This window comes from Gimesia aquarii (genome assembly GCF_007748195.1).
GTDB classification, from domain to species: domain Bacteria; phylum Planctomycetota; class Planctomycetia; order Planctomycetales; family Planctomycetaceae; genus Gimesia; species Gimesia aquarii.
Genome location: NZ_CP037920.1, coordinates 4,661,284 through 4,678,718 on the forward strand (window position 1 = coordinate 4,661,284; position 17,435 = coordinate 4,678,718).

Here is a 17,435-nt window from a genome sequence, read left to right on the forward strand (position 1 = left end):
TAAACAATCTTCGCTTCTATTTTGCAGGTGGTTGACTGGAAAGCTGCACGAGCGCTTCGATCAGCCGCTGGCGTTGGGCATCATTCAGCTTTAAATAGCGGTGACGACCTTGATCGTTTTTCTTAAATGTCGTCAGACCATTGTCTTTGACATCGACATCGCCTGAATCCGAAAGACCAAAATACCCGCGATGAGGAAAGACCGCATAAAGCACACTCGTTAAATCCCAGGTCGGACGATTGTGAGGCGGAGGGTTATACAGAATGTATGCCTCGGCTAACGGATGATGAGGCGTGTAATTATAATCCTCTTCGATGCTTTCATGCGGATAGGGTACCGATAGACCAATTTCATAACCACTCCACACAACGGGTGTCGGCCATTCCTGAGCCAGCTTTTGCGCGGCTGGGACATCCTTAATAATATTATACTCGAGATGATCAACCAGTTTCCCTTTTCTGGGAATTTTTTCAAACGCCCCCGCCATGATCGAAAGCAGCTTCACTTTTTGTTTCACCAGTTGTTTTCCAGTCAACGGACTGATGTCATCTCTGGTCGATTTCAGTAAATTCGCCAGATTGGTCGAAAAACCGACTTGTGCAATGACCACTGAACTATCTTTCGCGCCAGCCAATGCTTTGCGTAAGACCGTTACAGCATCGGGGATCTGCTTGGCATCTTTCAAATCATGGGGATAGCGTAATTTGCCGTTGTCTTTTTGTTGAGCCAGTTTGTTAAACTTGCCTGTTGTGGGTGTTACCCCACTCCGACAGATGCCAATCGGAACTTCACCTTTGCCATAAAACGTATTCACCGCGTCAGTGAACGATGCAGCCAGTGGATTGTCTTTCGTAATCGTAACGGCCAGCAATTTACAATCGCCACGGGCTTCGAGTGCATGAATCATGCCTAGCGCCAGGACATCATCTACGTCATTTCCGATATCGGTATCAAAGATCAGTGGGACAGGACGCTCTGGTTCCTCTGCCTCCAATGTCGCACTCATCCATAACAATGTGCAACAAAAAAAACTACAAACGAGCCATGAGTAACGATAGTTGAGCGACTTCGCATTTTGATTCATTTTCTTGAAACCTTTCTCAGAGTTGTTTTATTTATGTTCACTCGACTTTTGCAATCGAAGATCGATTAATGATTTCGACAGGAATACGATGTTGTTTTTCTGTAGGTTGTTTTCCGGTTTTGATTTGTTCCATCAGCAAGCTCGCGGCAACGCGCCCCAATTGACTTACATCCTGACAAACCGATGTGAGCGGTGCGGCCAGATAGGCGGCAAAAGGATGATCATCAAAGGCAATCAATGAAAGATCGTCGGGAATCTTACGTCCCAGTTCCGCAGCCGCCCGCAGTGCCCCTAAGGCATTCTGGTTACTGAATGCAAACAGCGCAGTGATCTCAGGATGAGCGGATAATAGTTGATGTGCGGCCTGATAGCCCGAGGATTCATCGAAATGATTTCCTGCAATCAATGTCGGATCAAAGGCGCCCCCGCAACGTTTGAGTTCTTCACGGTAACCTCTTAAACGCTCCGTGTTCGGCAATGTATCGGGTAGCCCCTGTAATACGCCAATCTGCTGGTGTCCCTGCTCAGTTAATAACTTTGTCGCTGCACGAGCCCCCTCACGATGATCAGAGGTCACCGTGACTAAATTTTTGTGTGCAAATCCTCGGTCTACTAACACCAGAGGCAAGTTCTGTCTGATAATTTTGGTAAGGTGCTGATTTTGAATCCCGACGGGACACACCACCAGACCTTCAATCTGTCGAGCCTGCAATTGCTCGACTAGATGCACTTCAGTCTCGCCATTTTCCTGGCTGTCTGCCAGGAGCACTGAGAACTCATCCTCTTCTGCCGCTAATGTGATTTCTCGGGCGATCGCTGCAAAAAACGGGTTGGCGATGTTGGGCAGGACCACACCCAGTAATTTGGTACGTTGAGAGCGCAAAGATTTCGCCAACAGACTGGGTTGAAACTGCAATCGTTTCGCCGCCGCTTGCACTGAGCGTTCAGTTGAACGACTGATTCGATAGGCTTCCGCTTTCCCCGCCAGAGCCCGAGAAGCCGTTGAAACGCTCACTCCAGCCGCTTCTGCCACCTGTTTTAATGTAATCTGTTTGTTCGCAGAATGACTCATATAACCCCTTTGCACAATCGATTGTGCATAATAGCGAATTTCAACAGGAAATCAAGCCTCGGGATCATTCAGTACAGAGAATGGCTCACAAGTATGCCAAATGCTGTCGTTGCTGAGAACAAATTCAACGGGTTTTTAGCGGGTAAGACTCAAGAATTTCACGTGCCGCGTCATACTGACTCGCAAATAGAAACGCCGCCGCTTTTTTTAGTTTTTGTAACTCATCTGGTTGTTTTTGATACTGTTTTTTCAGTTGATACAGTCGCGCTGGCAATCGTAAATCATTGGCAGTTGCAGTCGTGACATTGCTGTCCTGTGACTTGATGAAGTTCTGGATCATTTCCAGAGACTGATAGCCACGTTTTGTATCAGGTTCAACTATGGTTCCTTCGCCGTAATCATTCCAGGTTGCAATCTGAATCAGGGGGGAGTCACTCTCTGCAGCCAGTTTCAACGATTCCTCCAGGGTCTTGCCACCCCGCGCTTCAATCAATCCATAACTCTTATGTAAACCAGCTTGCTCGTAAATGTCATGAAAACCGGGAAAGGCTACGGCAAGAACCGGCTCTGCCGATGATTTGTCATAATGCAAACGAAGTTGTTTTTGCCACTCATCGGGAGTCACTGTTTTCCCCCCTGAGACAGGAGGCCAGAGAAACATACCATCAAAGCCTGCCGATTTTGTCAGATGCGGCAAACCAAAGAGCAGGGGAGGCAGAGACAAACCAGCTTTGAGCTGGAGCCAATTTGCTTTGTGATAATACTGAGGCCCAAAAACCAGAAGAATCGGCTGGCCCTGAATTTTGACATACGCATCATCGGCAAGCCAATGTTCGTCAAGCCATTTGAAAGCATCCTTTCCGCGGGCAACCGCGTCCTGCTGCGAAATGAATTTGTTCTCGAGCATATGCTTGATCGTCTGGTCTTCATAACAGATCGCAAATTTGAGTCCCGCTTGTTTGATAAATTTGACCAGATGACGTGTATTGCGGTGAATGTGACCATAGTCCCGAAAGTCAGAAATTCCATACCAGTCAACGATCACGCCATTGATGCCAGCCATTTTCATCTGAAGCACATGACATTCCAGCGCATCGGGATCATTCGAATCATAGAGACCAATCAGCGGATAATCATGAGAGGCCACCTCGCGCTGACCATTACTGCGAATTTTTTCGGGATCAAAACGACCCATCGTCCAGTGCCATCCCCATTCGCCACTGACAGGCTTGGAAGCGTACCAGGGCATATAATGGACGAGAACCGGTTTGGCAGAATTCACCTCAGCAGACAGAGCAGAATTCAGACTTAGCATGAGCATGACCACAGCAGAGCTCATAAATGTTACAAAAATGTTGCTCAACACATTGTAGCCTGAATTCACAATTAACTTCCGCATATTGAATACTTACTTCTCACCCACACAAATCAACTTGCTGCGTGTGCGAACAAACATCCGACCGTCGGCAATCGCGGGAGTACCCAGAATGGAATCGCCCATGTCGTTCTTAGCGAGAATCTTTTGCTCCGGGCCATCTTCTAACACAACGATCTTGCCGTTCTCGCCAGCGACATAAATCTTCCCATCGCCAAAAATCGGCGAAGCAAAATATTCACTTTCATTTTGAATTCGCTTGGGCCCCCAGAGCTTCTTGCCTTTCCCCACTTCATAACAGGTTGAAATCCCGCCCCCCTTGACCAGAAACATGCGATCTGCCGTTACCAGAGGCGAGACAATATGATCGGTGTGTTTGGTTGGATGTTTCCAGAGTAAATGTGATTTGGTCACATCACCTCTACCACCACCTTTCACTGCCAGGATAAACTGCTGTGCCGGTTCTTCTCCAAACTTCGCACCTGCCTCATTACCCGGTGGAAGAAACGCGATGTCCAGTTCCTTACCTTCCAGTGCACCATCTTTATTCAGGTCTCCACGATCAAATGTCTTTTTATAGAAGGCCTCGGGAACTTTGACTTTACCCACAAACGCCTGAATTTCGTCTTTGGTCACTTTCCCATCGCTGTTACCTGTCTCCCAGCGATCGATGGAAGCCAGCCACTGGTTGGCAATGCCACCACTTTGGAGTGCAACGTAGATAATGCCATCACGGCTGACGGGAGTCGTTTTAATATTACGTAACAATGTACGGGCACTCCAGAGCCGCTTACCGGTTTTCGGATCGTAACCGATTAACTTACCGGTACCGGCAACAACAATCTCGTCTCCTTTGTCGGTTTCACAAATAACGGGATGGGAATAGTTCACAGCCTGATCGCTGCGATCATCTTTCCAGACAATCTTTCCGGTTGCCTTGTCGAATGCATAGAACGCAGGCGCCAGGTCATCGTCCTGACAGAAGAGTACCAAATCTTTATAAAGCGTAGGAGACATGCCCGCCCCCCATTTGAATACAAAATAAGGCACAGGAAGTTTCTTCTGCCAGATGTCAGCTCCTGTTTCTGCATCGACGGCCAACATGCCGAGTGTGCTGAAGTAAAAGTAAACGCGTTCGTCGTCGGCAGCCGGTGTGGTTGCGGCAAAGCTGTTGGTCTTATGAATTTCGAGCAGTTCGCCGGTCTTCCAGACACGCTCCCACAGTTTTTTCCCGGTCTTGGCATCGAAGGCATAGAGTGCGACTTTGTCTTTACCCACCATACCTGAGGTAAAGACACGCCCCGCAGCAACAACAGGGCAACCGATGCCATCTCCAAGTTTCTCCGACCAGATGACATTTTTCTGGTCACTGAATTCCGCCGGTAACGCGTTTTTTGCCGAGGAGACTCCCGAACAATTCGGACCGCGGAATTGAGGCCAATCTTCTGCCTGTAACAAAGCAGTCTCATTCAGGAAACTATAACAACAAGTAACTAGAGCAAGTATCACAGCCTGTTTTCGCATCGAAAGCATTGGTAGTCTCTCCTGAAAATCATGGAAGCCGGTAAGTCGCGCTGTAAGAACTCTCTCATATTTTGATGGTGGTTGGATTCATCATTCAACTTTTCAGAGAGCTGATATCAACTCTACCTAATCATTTCACCAAAACCCACAGCTCTGTACTACTTTTTTACGTCTTGCAAAAACATATAAAAAAATCTACATATCATAGAGACAGACAACCGATCAGTTGTTAGAATGGTGCAGCAGAATAATCAAACCATCCTTAATTTATCCTTCCCAGCATCAGACCGAGTTAATATCACGTGCTAAACTAAAACAAGCGAAAGGATATTACCATGTTCTCGATCCTGAATCATCCAAGCCGAACCGGTAATGGAATTACACGACGGGAACTTCTTACAACGGGCGGTGCAGGGCTCCTTGGCCTCAGTCTACCTAAGGTCTTACAGGCAGAACAAAAACAGATAACCGATCCCTTTCAAGGGGGACGTGCAAAATCAGTCATCTTTCTGTTTCTGTTTGGTGGTCCCAGTCAACTCGAAACATTTGACCTCAAACCGGAGGCTCCCAGCGAAATTCGTGGTCCGTTTCAATCGATCGACTGCCGTACCCCCGGGCTACTCATCAGCGAACATTTGCCACACCTGGCGAATGTTTCTGATAAATATTCTGTCATTCGCAGCATGACTCATACATTTAATGATCACAGTGGCGGCGGACATTACATCCAAACCGGAAAACGTTGGCACATTCCCATCGGCGCGGGATTTGATGCCACTCCCAAAGACTGGCCTTCGGTGGGTTCGGTCGTTGAATATTTGACTCAACACACACCGGGAGGATTGGAACGTGATCTGCCGAACTACTCGGTAGTCCCCAATCGTCTGGGACGTTTGCAGGCGGGTGGTCGTTACCTTCGACCAGGTGAATATGCGGGTTGGTTGGGACGTGCATATAATCCACTGACAACGACGGTCGATCAACGGGATTCAACAGACAATCCTTACTGGCGTGACTGCACTGATGAAGAATTAAGTTATGAGATCGAAGGGCTTGCACCAGAAGTTCCTCTCAAAACGATCCGTCGCCGCATCGCGCTGCTAAAACACTTTGACCATATGAAGCGAAATTTTGACAAGGCCGATTCACAGATCTTTGACCAGTTTCGTCAACGTGCTTTGGCACTTCTGACTTCGGACAGTACGCGCAATGCATTGAATATTCAAAAAGAACCAGAAACACTCCGTGATCAGTACGGACGTCATCTCTTTGGTCAGTCCTGCCTGATGGCGCGCAGACTGGTTGAAGCAGGCGTTCGCTTTGTCACCGTGCACTATGATTGTGTAGACGGTTATAGCTGGGACTCCCACCGTAACAGTGATGATGTGCAGCACCATTTACTGCCTACGTTCGATCAAGGCGCTGCCGCGTTATTAACGGATCTGGATCAACGAGGCATGCTGGACGAAACACTCGTCATCGCCATGGGTGAAATGGGCCGTACTCCTAAACCAAACAATTCCTGGGGCCGCGGTCACTGGAGCCAACTCTTCCCGGCTCTCATCGCCGGTGCCGGCATTCAGGGAGGTACCACCTATGGACGCTCCGACCGACTTGCTTCCAAACCGGTCGAACATCCTGTCAGTCCGGAAGATCTGGCCGCCACCATCTACTGGGCCATGGGCATTGACCCGGGCTTAATGTTACCCGATGCGCTCAATCGCCCGGTTCCAATCAACGAAGATGGGGAACCACTCAAACAGTTATTTAGTTGAGCAGGCTGGTAGAATTCACTCTCTTGCAGCTGTGAGGACTGGCATTCCTCTCATCGTTTGTCTCTCCATTTCGTGAATTCCTTGCAATCCGACATCAGATCGGCTCCAATCATAGTAGTGACCCAAACAACCAGATTTTTTCCTGACGCTAAAAGGTTTCCCCGATGAAACATCTTACATTCATTGCCTGCCTGTTTATAACAAGCGTTTGTTTTGCTGCGAACCACGCACCAAAATTCAAACCGCAAACCATTGATGATACGGTTGAAATCGGTTATGGCACCGCCATTGGCGATGTGGACGGCGATGGAAAACCAGACATTCTTCTGGCAGATAAGAAAGAGTTCGTCTGGTATCAGAATCCCACCTGGAAACGGCATGTGATTGCCGAAAATTTGACCGAACGAGATAATGTTTGCATCGCAGCTCGCGATATTGACGGCGACGGGAAAGTCGAAATCGCAGGCGGCGGACAGTGGAACCCCGGCGATACACTGAATTCGGGAGCGGTTTTCTATCTCGAACCACCCAAAGATCGAACGCAGTTATGGAATCCCATCAAACTTCCCAATCAACCCGTTGTTCATCGCATGCGTTGGGCCAAGCTGGGAAAAAATCGTTTTGCACTCGTTGTTTCTCCCCTGCATGGCAAAGGAAATAAAAAAGGGGAAGGTGCCGGTGTGAAATTAATTGCTTATGAGAAGCCCACAAATCCCAAAGACAAATGGAAGCAAACGGTGATCGAAGACACGTTACATGTCACACACAATCTTGACCCCGCTCAATGGAATCCCCATACAGAAGCAGAAGAGATTCTCTATGCAGGTCGTGAAGGGGCAATGCTGATTTCCTTTGACCAGGGACAGTGGAAAAAGGAACGTTTTCCTGTCATCGAAGGCAGCGGCGAAATTCGTATGGGACGTTTGACCCCCTCCAGCCAATTCATCACGACCATTGAACCACTACATGGCGACAAACTGGTATTGTATCAATCTGGAACGAAACCAACTGAAATTTCAGGGCGACAGGTACTTGACGAAAACATCAAAGCCGGCCATGCGATCGCCACCGCAGATCTCTCAAGAAACGGGCGTCAGGAAATCGTGGCTGGCTGGCGTTCTCCCAACAAAGATCAGAAAGTGGGAATCAAGGTCTACTGGTCTACTGATGCCTCAGGCAAAAATTGGAAATCTGCCTGGATCGATGAAAACGGGATGGCCTGCGAAGACATTCGACTGGGCGATCTGAACGGCGATGGGAAAATCGATATTGTTGCCGCCGGTCGCAATTCACACAATTTGAAAATTTACTGGAATCAATCTGAGTAAGACAACACTCTACATCGTCCTGCCACCATCAACGACTAATAACTGTCCGGTGCTCAGAGTTGTTCCCAGCGAAAGATACAACACTGTATCGGCAATGTCATCAGGTAGAGAAGGGCGGGGAATCGGATAACCCGACGTCTCTTCGGCCAGTTGTTCGTCGGTCATTACCCGTTTCAGCCAGCGGCTGTCAATCGGACCGGGGCAAACGGAGTTCACGCGAATCTCAGGTCCGAGAGCACGGGCCAGTGATTTTGTCATCGTATTTAAACCACCTTTACTTGCACAATAGGCAACACTCGAACCACGACCATCAATGCCTGCGGTGGAGCTGACATTCACCACCGATCCCAAATCACTGATCCGCAATAAATGTGCTGCTGCACGAACACAAAAGAACGGCCCTTTCAAATTCACCCCCAGAATGCGGTCCCAAATTTCCTCAGTCACTGCGTCCAGATCCTTGTGTTCGATAAATTCAGTCGTACCCGCATTATTTACAAGCACATCCAGCCGTCCCCATTGAGATTCCACTTCGCCAATCATCGCTTGCACGGCTGCGTCATCACTCACATCACATTGAATGAGTAAGACGTTCCCTCCTTCTGCCTCCACCAGAGATTTTGTTTCAAAGGCTTCTGCTTCGCTACGGGAATAATTCACCACAATATCAAAGCCTTCTTCGGCAAACCGTAGGGCACAGGCACGTCCTACACCCGTGGCTGACCCGGTAATCAATGCAACGTACTTTTCATTCATGAGCAAATTGTTCTGTTAAATTATTCTATATTTAAGTTGAGAGAGAATTCTGATAAGCCGCCTGAAATCGCTAAGTGTTTAAATTCGCTTCGACGATTCCCCAATCGACTTCGATGCCCAGTCCTGGCAAGTCAGGAATCGTGATGACCGGACCTTCGATCTGGAGCGGATTTTTAACAACAGAAATTTCATGATATTCAGGACCGAGAATATCACCCGGATATTGTTCAATGTTCATATTTGGACAACCAACGACCGAATGACACATCGCAGCGGAAGCGATATCAAGTTCCAGATTGGAACCGATACTACAGGGAATCCCGTGTTGCTCGGCGTATTTCACAATCGCGACGGTCTTACTGATACCCCCGTTCTTACCGGGATAGACGTTGATCACATCGCAGGCTTCATTCCGAATACACTCTTTGGCATCTTCCAGATCAAAACAAATGTCATCAGCCATGATTTTTGGTTGAATGGCACGTCGCACTTCTGCGAGTGCAGCAAAGTCACCCCGAGGTGTCGGTTGTTCAAATAGCGCCACATTACAGTCAGCCATGCGTTCCATTGCTGCAATCGCGGTGGTTGCATCCCAACCGGCATTGGCGTCGATGGTTAACTCCAAATCCGGTCCCATTGTCTCACGTACCAGCTTGACGCGAGCAACATCTTCATCCGGATTCGTACCCACTTTGACTTTGATCGTACTAAATCCGGAAGCCACAAGTTCTTTTGTTCTACGTTCTGCCCGTTCCAAAGGATACGCGCCCATTGAAAAGCGACACTTGATCGAACGACTCCGCGCAGCACCTCCCAATAACTCATAGACCGGTTGGCCTGCTTCTTTTCCTTTTATGTCCCAGCAGGCCATTTCGATTGCGGACTTGGCAAACCAGTTTCCCTGTGCGATCCGATCCATAATTAAATTCACGTTTTCAATGTCACACGGATCATGTCCCAGCAATAACGGTGTAAAGATGCGATCGACAATGGCCTGTGCCCCCCAGACCGTTTCACCACTCCAGCGTGAGATGACTGTTGCTTCACCGGCCCCCTCAATACCGGCGTCTGTTTCCACTCGCAATACCAGATATTGGGAAACATCGTGTTTGCCGAGTGCCGAAATCATACGGCGTTCAGGCTTGAGAGGAATACGAACAGGGTAGGTTTTAATCGCGGTAATCTTCATGATGGTCTCGCTTGTGTTCCCAGTTGTCAGTCATTGTTTCATCAACTTGAGCCTGTTATCGAATAAGTCAATAATGATACCAAATCCGTTTTCATACAGGAATCAAGAGCAAACATTTCCCTGTATTATTACTTGAAACCATTAACCAATGAATACTGCAAGTCGGTAATGGTTGAATTGACGTTTCGATTTCGCTAAAAGCAACTCCAAGATCAGATTGAATTCTCCCTAACTCATTCGAAAGTGAATTGTCCGTGTCGTCTCTCGAAGATCGTCTCCCATTGACTTCTCAACGAATTTTGAACGGTATTGAAAACCAGTTACATACTGGAATGCAGATTTATGTCTCATTGCAGGGCGAAGTCATTGCAGACGCCGGTGCAGGAGAGGCCCGCCCCGGCATTCCCATGACGGCAGATACGATCAATCTCTGGCTCTCGGCGGGAAAGCCGCTGACAGCGATGGCCATTGCGCGACTAGCGGAACTGGGAAAACTGAACTTTGACGATCGAGTGACACGTTTTATTCCTGAATTCGGCACACACGGCAAAGAATCCATTACCTTACTACACATTCTTAACCACACTGCCGGCTTTCGACCGGTCGAAACGGGCTGGCCGGAATCGGATTGGGAAGAGACAATCCAACGCATCTCCACTACACCACTTGAAGAAAACTGGCAAATCGGAAAAACGGCCGGTTATCACGTTTCATCCAGTTGGTTTATTTTAGGAGAAGTCCTGCAACGCATCATGGAACAACCTTACCCTGAATTGATGCGGGATCTGATTTTGGAACCTCTGGGTATGAAACAGAGTTGGCTGGGTATGCCTGTTGAAATCTTTGAAACGATTCAAGACAACATTGCCTATGTCTATCAGCGAGAAAAAGGAGAGATGCAACTGACCGACTGGCATACAGCACCGCGCTGTTTGAAACCTTCACCGGGGGGGAATGCACGAGGCCCGATTCGGGAACTGGGCTGGTTTTATGAATGTCTGCTGAATCAGGGTCTACCGTTGTTTGAACCTCAGACTGTTGAAACAATGACATCACGGCATCGCATCGACCAGTTCGATTTAACGCTGCAACACATTGTCGATTATGGGCTCGGTTTTATTATTAATTCAAATCGTTACGGCGAAGCCACCGTCCCTTACGGGTTCGGTAAATATGCTTCGGAAGAAACGTTCGGTCATGGTGGTTCACAATCTTCGATCGCCTTTGCCGATCCGGAAAAAGAATTAGTGGTCGCCGTCGTTGCGAATGGCAGACCGGGTGAACCCAAACATCAGCGCCGTGCAAAAGAAATCAACGAGGCGATTTACGAAGACCTCAAGTTGATTTGACAAAACAGACTTTACGGTGCGACAGCCCCTACGTAAGGTTTCATTCCACCGGGAGTCCCGGCCACTTTGCGAGCAGGATTATCCGGGGCAGGGGAGAGAAACTTTTGATCGCTGGGTGTTGTAGATACGAAATTGCTTAAATTCGCATCTCCCCGCTTCCCTTTATTTTTGAAGAGATCCAGCTCGTTTGCTGGAATAGGTTTTGGTGCTGTTCGCGAAGAATAATTTTCCTGAGCTGTTAAAATCTTTGCCCAGACTTTGGGATCGTTCTGTTGTTCGACAGTTGCTTCTGGGCCTTCAAGCGTTGCAAACAGATTACGGGAAATCTGAATCGCTTCGCTATTGGGTCCGGGCATCGCCGTAATCACAATCCCTGAGTTCACAATAAAAAAGGTATTGTTCGTCAGTTTCAAGTTAATAAAATCATATCCCAAGGACTCAAAACGTATCCCGGTTGCAGTCTCAGAGAAAATAGATTCTTTGATATGAGTGTCTTTCACTGTGGATGAATATTGAATGCCCGTTTGCATCGTATTTAAACAACGCAGATTGGACACAACAATCTCACTATTCGCATCGCCTGTAAAATGGACACCAACGGCTTGTGGGTTGCCCGCTTTGATTTTCAGGTTTTCTAGAAGCAGTGGTTCACCTCTAAGTCCACTCACTCCCGTCGCCAAAATACCAGTAGTTTGAAAATCATTTATCTTCAAATTTTTCAATCGCGTTCCGACCAGGTAATCATTTAATTGAACGGCTACTTTTTTGCCTTGTGCTCTGATCAGAAAACCTTCTATTGTGAGTCCTTCGATTCCCTGTAGCTGAATGATTGGTTCAGGCCCCTCAGGAGCCAATATCACTGGTTTTCCCTCGTCGGCAACAATCGTAATTCCTTTTGGATATTTCAATAGGGAATTATCAATACTGATCCGCTCTTTTAATTCCTGCCCGGCAGCGACTTTGATCGTGTAATGCTTGTCACTCTCATCAAAATTTTTCTCAAAGACAATCTGAATGTCTTTGAGAACGGCGGAAATCGATTTGTAATCTTCCTCTGGCCCAACTTTAATTTCTTCGGGTAATGATTCCGGTTCTGCAGGCTTGTCTGGTGTTGGTTCTGGTTGGACAGTCTGTGCGTCTTCAGGCTTTGGTTCGTCACCTTCCCCCTTCAACGCATACATCACAACTCCCACTATCAACAACAATCCTACTCCGCCTCCCGCGATTGCAGGGAGAAACCACCGACGATCGCTGCCGGGAATCGCATCGAGAAAAGAATCGGAAGCCGTCGCTTCCTCAACTAACTCCGCTTCAACTTCATCTGGCTCGGCTTCCATAACGACCGAATCACCAGGCAACGCTTCAGCAACAGGAATTGCTTTTTTGATAGGTCGCTTCGCAGGTTTCTTGACCGGCTTTGCCACCGGCTTAGCCTTAGCGGCAACTGCCGGTGCAACCGCTTTTGCACCACTTCCGGGCTTTGTTTCTGCAACACTAGAAATGCGCGTTGATCCGGCACCGATTTTATCTTCTTTTACAACGGAGGAATCTCGAACGTCGGAAGAAGGCTTTTTTGTCTGCTTGAGCTGAGGACTGCTCTTAGCCTTTTTCAAATTTCCGGAATCACTTGCCTGGGGGACGACTGGTTCATCCTTCAAATTTGAGAGAAATGCAGCCAGCTCGGGATCTTTTTTCTGTTGCTCTTGAGCTCCGGAACTGTTTTGAGTTAACCCAACCCCGGAACCGACACCACTACTCACATTATTCTGTCGCCACACATCGTCTGTATTTTTCTGCAACCATTCATATAAGGCTTCCGCCGTTTCAGTTGCGGTTTGGTATCGCTCCTCGCGATCTTTTGCCATCATTTTATTAATGATCAACAATAAATCTTCAGGAGTATCGGGTCGGTCATCAGTGATAGGTGGTGGCTCTTTCGTTTGATGCGCCATCAATCGCTGCGCGAGCGTACCTTCGGTGAAGGGGGGATGACCTGTCAACAAAAACGATAAAGTACAACCCAGGCTATAGATGTCGGCGCGGGAATCTACCATATGACTGTCAATGGCCTGCTCGGGCGCGAGATAGTCAGCCGTCCCCAATACCTTCTCATCATGCGCGATTGTCAGTGACTTGTCTTCACCTTCGTTAAAAAAACGAGCTAACCCCAAGTCAAGAATCTTGACGACCCCTTTAGAATCAACCAGCAAATTTCCAGGTTTGACGTCCCGGTGTACCATATCTGCTTCATGAGCGTGAGCCAAACCATTGGCTGCCTGTCGGATATAATTCACAGCATCTCGAAAGTCGAGAGGTCCATTCTTATTCACGATCTCATGTAAATCCCGACCATCGACATATTCCATCACCAGAAAATGAATCTCTGCATCATTTTCCATCTCATGGTCTACATCATAAGCACGCACGATATTTGGGTGATCCAAGAGTGCGACGGCCTGTGCTTCACGATGAAAGCGGGCGAGGTAAGAAGCGTCATTAACGCGTTTGGAAGGGAGCACTTTAATGGCACAACGGCGACGCATCAGTACATGTTCCGCCAAATAGACCGAACTCATGCCCCCTTTACCAACCAGATCCAGCAGGCGATATTTTCCAAGGAAAAATCCTTTATGCTTTCCCTGTAGTAACTTGGTAGCCTGCCATCTGGTTACCAAAGAACGCCGAATCAGCTCCTCTGCGATCTCAGCAGGTTCGCCCAGCTTGACCCCTTTTTCCTGATATTCGGAAAGAAGTTTTTTCAACTGATCGACCGAAACCAGACCGCTTTGTTTTACCAGGTTTAAAAAACCTTCGGCCGTTAGTTTTCCTGCCATTCTCTACCAATTCGCTCAACGTGTCCTTCGATGAATCTCTATTTACTCAGCCAGGTAATAATAACACTCTAGCATCCGTTTTAATGCCTGACCAGTATTGGTTTAAGGAATCTCCTGAATCACATCTAATGAATGGAATGCTTACAGAAGCATTTTTTCCATCGATGCAAGATATATACAATTTGAACACTATCTGGAAAGGGCTTAATTTTAACTGAATCATGACAACGAAATTGGATAAAACTGGGAAGAGATTCAAAAAGCGCAGCAATTGACTATAATATTTCGAGTAGAAATTCGATTAATAGTTTAGAGATGACGGGCAGAATACGCTTAAAAAGTCCAAGAAAAGAGTAGAAACCAGGAAACAAGATATGAGCACGACTGCACGCAAAGAAGAACTTCCACAAGGACTCTCTGTTTTGGGGAACACCTTGTTATTTCTGGGCTTAGGTATTTTTGCTCTCTCTCTCACAGGTACGAGTTGGCTCCCCTTTACCATGCCCCGTTCCTGGTTTCAGAATCCAACCGTGTGGAAGTTATTGGCACTCTGTTTGTCCTTCGGCGGAATTGCTATTTTAAAACAAATTTCCAGCTCGGAAATGAAAGAGGGAGAACGTAAGTACCAACCCCAGCAAACCAGAGACTGGATCCCGGAAGTGCCTGGACAGCGTTTTGAGACACTCACAGTATACACAAAAGAAAACTGCCCCCTCTGCGAAGAAGCAACCGAGATCCTGGAAGATTATGCCGCCTATCTACCTCAAGCAGAATTGATTGATATCTATAGTGATCCGGCACTTGTGGAAAAATTTGGCACATGTGTCCCCGTCGTGTTAATCGACGGGAAAATCCGATTCCGCGGACGCATCAATGAAGTGTTGCTTCGTCGTCTGATCGTAGCATCACCTGCCAGAGAACTTTTGAAGAAAAGCTGTGGCTGTAACAAACAAGGCTGCGGCTGTAAGCCAGAACCAACACAGCTCAAATCGAGCGGATGTGGTAGTAATTGCCGGTGCGCTTAAATCTGCCAGAAACAATCACGGCCAGAAAAACAATTCTCTACCGGGAAATTCAGTTTACAGGTTATTGTGATTCTACGTTAAATCAGTTAAATTGCATGTAGGAAGCATGGGTTGGCATTTCAGGCTGACCCAAGGGGCCAGCGATTCCTTCTATATTAAATACTACAGGTTAAAGATCATGTCGTCTGAAATCTCATTGAAGAATTCAAAAGTACTCATCGCTGATGATAATCATCAGAATTGCGAGCTATTAGACGCATATCTGCTGGATGAAGGTTATGAAACCTTCATGGCATATGACGGCAAAGAAACAATTGAGAAGGTCGCCGAAATTGAGCCTGATCTGATCTTACTGGATATCATGATGCCCAAACTAAGCGGCTATGAAGTTTGTGCACAGCTGAAACAAAATGAAGAGACCAAAGATATTCCCGTTCTGGTCGTCACGGCATTGAATGAAATGGGAGATATTGAAAAATCGGTGCAGGCTGGTTGTGATGATTTTTTAACCAAGCCTGTGAATCGAATTGAATTAACCACGCGCGTCCGTTCTCTATTGCGTGTCAGACATTTGACAAATGAGCGGGATCGATTGCTGGCTTACCTTGCGGAAGTGGAACGCACACCTAATTCCACTTCCAGTGAATCATAATACTCAACGTGGTTTGTCTTTACCAAGACCCGCGCACGTAATCATCAATCCTGTTCATTTCCGGTCAATTCCGTTAGTGAGCGCCCTTTTTCATTTCGATAGACGCTAAAGTTCTACCGATGCTTTTTGAATAGAAATCTCTCATGACTGATTCAAACCCAGTAGGGTCCGACTTGACAGTCACTACTGAAACAGTTTCAACACCACGTGTGACTCTCAAACCAAGACGTGCACTCCCTTTCTTTGGTCGGCATCCCTGGGTCTTTGCAGGAGCGATTTCGAGAATTGAGGGAGCTCCTCAAACCGGTGATGAGGTGATCCTGCAATCAGATAAGAAAGAATTTATCGCTCGCGGCCTATTCAATCCTAATAGTAACATTCGAGTCCGCCTGTATGTGTGGGAAGAAGAACAGGTCCTGGACGACAACTTTTGGGAACATCGACTGGAGCAGGCAGTTGCACTGCGCGAAACAGTCGGCTTGTTGGATCAGTTTGAAAACACTGGTTGCCGACTGGTCTTTAGTGAAGCAGATCAACTCTCAGGACTGACCATCGACCGTTATGGCCAATGGTTTCTGGTTCAATTTTCCAGTTTGGCACTCTCACAAAAACAGGAACTGGTCATTCAGTTTCTCAAAAAGAGATTTCAACCCAGGGGTATCTGGTTACGTACCGAAAAAGGGATGCGTGAATCGGAAGGTCTGGAAGTCTCTGATCATCTTCTCGATGGCGAAGCACCTCCCGAACATTTCTTTCTCGAAGAGAATGGAGTTCGTTATGGCATGAGCATGGTGACGGGACAAAAAACTGGATTTTATCTTGATCAACGCGAAAATCGTCTGGCAGTTGCTAGATACCTGGAAGGACACCGCCTGCTGGAAATGCATTGTTACACTGGAGGCTTCGCCTTGAATGCAGTGATTCATGGCAAAGCACAATCAGTTCTCGCCTACGATTCTTCACCATCTGCCATCGAACAGGCCACAGCCAATGCAGAACTGAACGGTGTCGGCAATCGTATTCGTTTCCAGACTGGAAAAGCATACGAAGTACTGGAACAGTTAAAAGCAGAAGGAGAGCAATTCGATTCAGTGATTCTGGATCCCCCCAAAATGGCGCGACACCGTAGCGGAATCAAACAAGCCCTGAAAGGATACTTTAGCTTGAACCGTTTGGCCTTCGATGTTCTGAAACCAGGAGGCATTCTGGTTACTTGCAGTTGTTCGGGACTGATCAGCCAGTCAGAATTTCAGCAAATGCTGTCTTCAGTTTCACAACATACACGGCGACATGTCCAGATTCTGGAACAGCGTGGGCAACCAGCTGACCATCCTGTCTCTCCCAGCTGTCCCGAGAATCATTACTTGACATGTTTGATCTGTCGTGTTTTATAATCATCGAAAGCCAATGAAAAAGATTTGAAATACTGGCGACTTCGGCTGCCATTCACACTTCTTACAGAACTGACAAGA

Annotated in this window: 13 protein-coding genes; 6 read left to right on the top strand and 7 right to left on the bottom strand. The window is 47.4% G+C overall.

Features of this window, described 5'->3' with window-relative positions; all coding sequences use genetic code 11:
• Window positions 1–16: 16 nt before the first annotated feature.
• From V144x_RS18045 to V144x_RS18060, 4 genes are all read right to left on the bottom strand, one after another.
• Entirely contained in the window at window positions 17–1,084 is a 1,068-nt protein-coding gene (locus V144x_RS18045) for a nucleoside hydrolase (protein WP_144986765.1), read from the bottom strand.
• Between the two features lie 37 nt (window positions 1,085–1,121).
• Entirely contained in the window at window positions 1,122–2,156 is a 1,035-nt protein-coding gene (locus tag V144x_RS18050) for a LacI family DNA-binding transcriptional regulator (protein WP_144986767.1), read from the bottom strand.
• 124 nt (window positions 2,157–2,280) lie between these two features.
• Window positions 2,281–3,555 carry a glycoside hydrolase family 71/99-like protein gene (locus V144x_RS18055; RefSeq protein WP_144986769.1) on the bottom strand — a complete coding sequence of 425 codons (1,275 nt, stop codon included), beginning with the start codon at window positions 3,553–3,555 and terminating at the stop codon, window positions 2,281–2,283.
• A 9-nt stretch (window positions 3,556–3,564) separates the two neighbouring features.
• Window positions 3,565–5,064, bottom strand: coding sequence for an outer membrane protein assembly factor BamB family protein (locus V144x_RS18060; RefSeq protein ID WP_144986771.1), 1,500 nt, complete (start codon window positions 5,062–5,064; stop codon window positions 3,565–3,567).
• 326 nt (window positions 5,065–5,390) lie between these two features.
• Between V144x_RS18060 and V144x_RS18065 the strand changes: the two genes are divergently transcribed.
• Window positions 5,391–6,830, top strand: coding sequence for a DUF1501 domain-containing protein (locus tag V144x_RS18065; protein WP_144986773.1), 1,440 nt, complete (start codon window positions 5,391–5,393; stop codon window positions 6,828–6,830).
• Window positions 6,831–6,994: 164 nt separating this feature from the next.
• Window positions 6,995–8,158, top strand: a complete 1,164-nt coding sequence (locus tag V144x_RS18070; RefSeq protein ID WP_144986774.1) for an FG-GAP repeat domain-containing protein — start codon at window positions 6,995–6,997, stop codon at window positions 8,156–8,158.
• A 9-nt stretch (window positions 8,159–8,167) separates the two neighbouring features.
• On the opposite strand, the gene V144x_RS18075 is transcribed toward V144x_RS18070, so the two are convergent.
• Together V144x_RS18075 and V144x_RS18080 are read right to left on the bottom strand one after the other, a co-directional pair.
• Window positions 8,168–8,920, bottom strand: a complete 753-nt coding sequence (locus V144x_RS18075) for an SDR family NAD(P)-dependent oxidoreductase (protein ID WP_144986776.1) — start codon at window positions 8,918–8,920, stop codon at window positions 8,168–8,170.
• Between the two features lie 64 nt (window positions 8,921–8,984).
• Window positions 8,985–10,103, bottom strand: a complete 1,119-nt coding sequence (locus tag V144x_RS18080) for a mandelate racemase/muconate lactonizing enzyme family protein (RefSeq protein ID WP_144986778.1) — start codon at window positions 10,101–10,103, stop codon at window positions 8,985–8,987.
• A gap of 254 nt (window positions 10,104–10,357) precedes the next feature.
• On the opposite strand from V144x_RS18080, the gene V144x_RS18085 reads away from it, so the two are divergent.
• A complete protein-coding gene (locus tag V144x_RS18085; RefSeq protein WP_144986780.1) occupies window positions 10,358–11,452 on the top strand; it encodes a serine hydrolase domain-containing protein in 1,095 nt (364 codons plus the stop codon).
• Between the two features lie 11 nt (window positions 11,453–11,463).
• Here the strand turns inward: V144x_RS18085 and V144x_RS18090 are convergent, their stop codons facing one another.
• The gene (locus V144x_RS18090) at window positions 11,464–14,286 is read right to left on the bottom strand and encodes a serine/threonine protein kinase (RefSeq protein ID WP_144986782.1); all 2,823 of its coding nucleotides are present in this window, start codon (window positions 14,284–14,286) and stop codon (window positions 11,464–11,466) included.
• A 374-nt stretch (window positions 14,287–14,660) separates the two neighbouring features.
• On the opposite strand from V144x_RS18090, the gene V144x_RS18095 reads away from it, so the two are divergent.
• The 3 genes from V144x_RS18095 (at window position 14,661) to V144x_RS18105 (ending at window position 17,357) form a co-directional block, all read left to right on the top strand.
• On the top strand, window positions 14,661–15,311 hold the full coding sequence (locus tag V144x_RS18095) for a glutaredoxin family protein (protein WP_144986784.1): 651 nt from the start codon (window positions 14,661–14,663) through the stop codon (window positions 15,309–15,311).
• Window positions 15,312–15,489: 178 nt separating this feature from the next.
• A complete protein-coding gene (locus tag V144x_RS18100; RefSeq protein ID WP_144986786.1) occupies window positions 15,490–15,963 on the top strand; it encodes a response regulator in 474 nt (157 codons plus the stop codon).
• Window positions 15,964–16,106: 143 nt separating this feature from the next.
• Window positions 16,107–17,357, top strand: coding sequence for a class I SAM-dependent rRNA methyltransferase (locus V144x_RS18105; RefSeq protein WP_144986788.1), 1,251 nt, complete (start codon window positions 16,107–16,109; stop codon window positions 17,355–17,357).
• The last annotated feature ends 78 nt before the right edge of the window (window positions 17,358–17,435 follow it).

Coding starts and splice junctions, on each gene's coding strand:
- V144x_RS18105 (WP_144986788.1), top strand. CDS start 16,107: ATGACTGATTCAAACCCAGTAGGGTCCGACTTGACAGTCACTACTGAA.
- V144x_RS18065 (WP_144986773.1), top strand. CDS start 5,391: ATGTTCTCGATCCTGAATCATCCAAGCCGAACCGGTAATGGAATTACA.
- V144x_RS18090 (WP_144986782.1), bottom strand. CDS start 14,286: ATGGCAGGAAAACTAACGGCCGAAGGTTTTTTAAACCTGGTAAAACAA.
- V144x_RS18080 (WP_144986778.1), bottom strand. CDS start 10,103: ATGAAGATTACCGCGATTAAAACCTACCCTGTTCGTATTCCTCTCAAG.
- V144x_RS18055 (WP_144986769.1), bottom strand. CDS start 3,555: ATGCGGAAGTTAATTGTGAATTCAGGCTACAATGTGTTGAGCAACATT.
- V144x_RS18100 (WP_144986786.1), top strand. CDS start 15,490: ATGTCGTCTGAAATCTCATTGAAGAATTCAAAAGTACTCATCGCTGAT.
- V144x_RS18045 (WP_144986765.1), bottom strand. CDS start 1,084: ATGAATCAAAATGCGAAGTCGCTCAACTATCGTTACTCATGGCTCGTT.
- V144x_RS18095 (WP_144986784.1), top strand. CDS start 14,661: ATGAGCACGACTGCACGCAAAGAAGAACTTCCACAAGGACTCTCTGTT.
- V144x_RS18070 (WP_144986774.1), top strand. CDS start 6,995: ATGAAACATCTTACATTCATTGCCTGCCTGTTTATAACAAGCGTTTGT.
- V144x_RS18060 (WP_144986771.1), bottom strand. CDS start 5,064: ATGCTTTCGATGCGAAAACAGGCTGTGATACTTGCTCTAGTTACTTGT.
- V144x_RS18050 (WP_144986767.1), bottom strand. CDS start 2,156: ATGAGTCATTCTGCGAACAAACAGATTACATTAAAACAGGTGGCAGAA.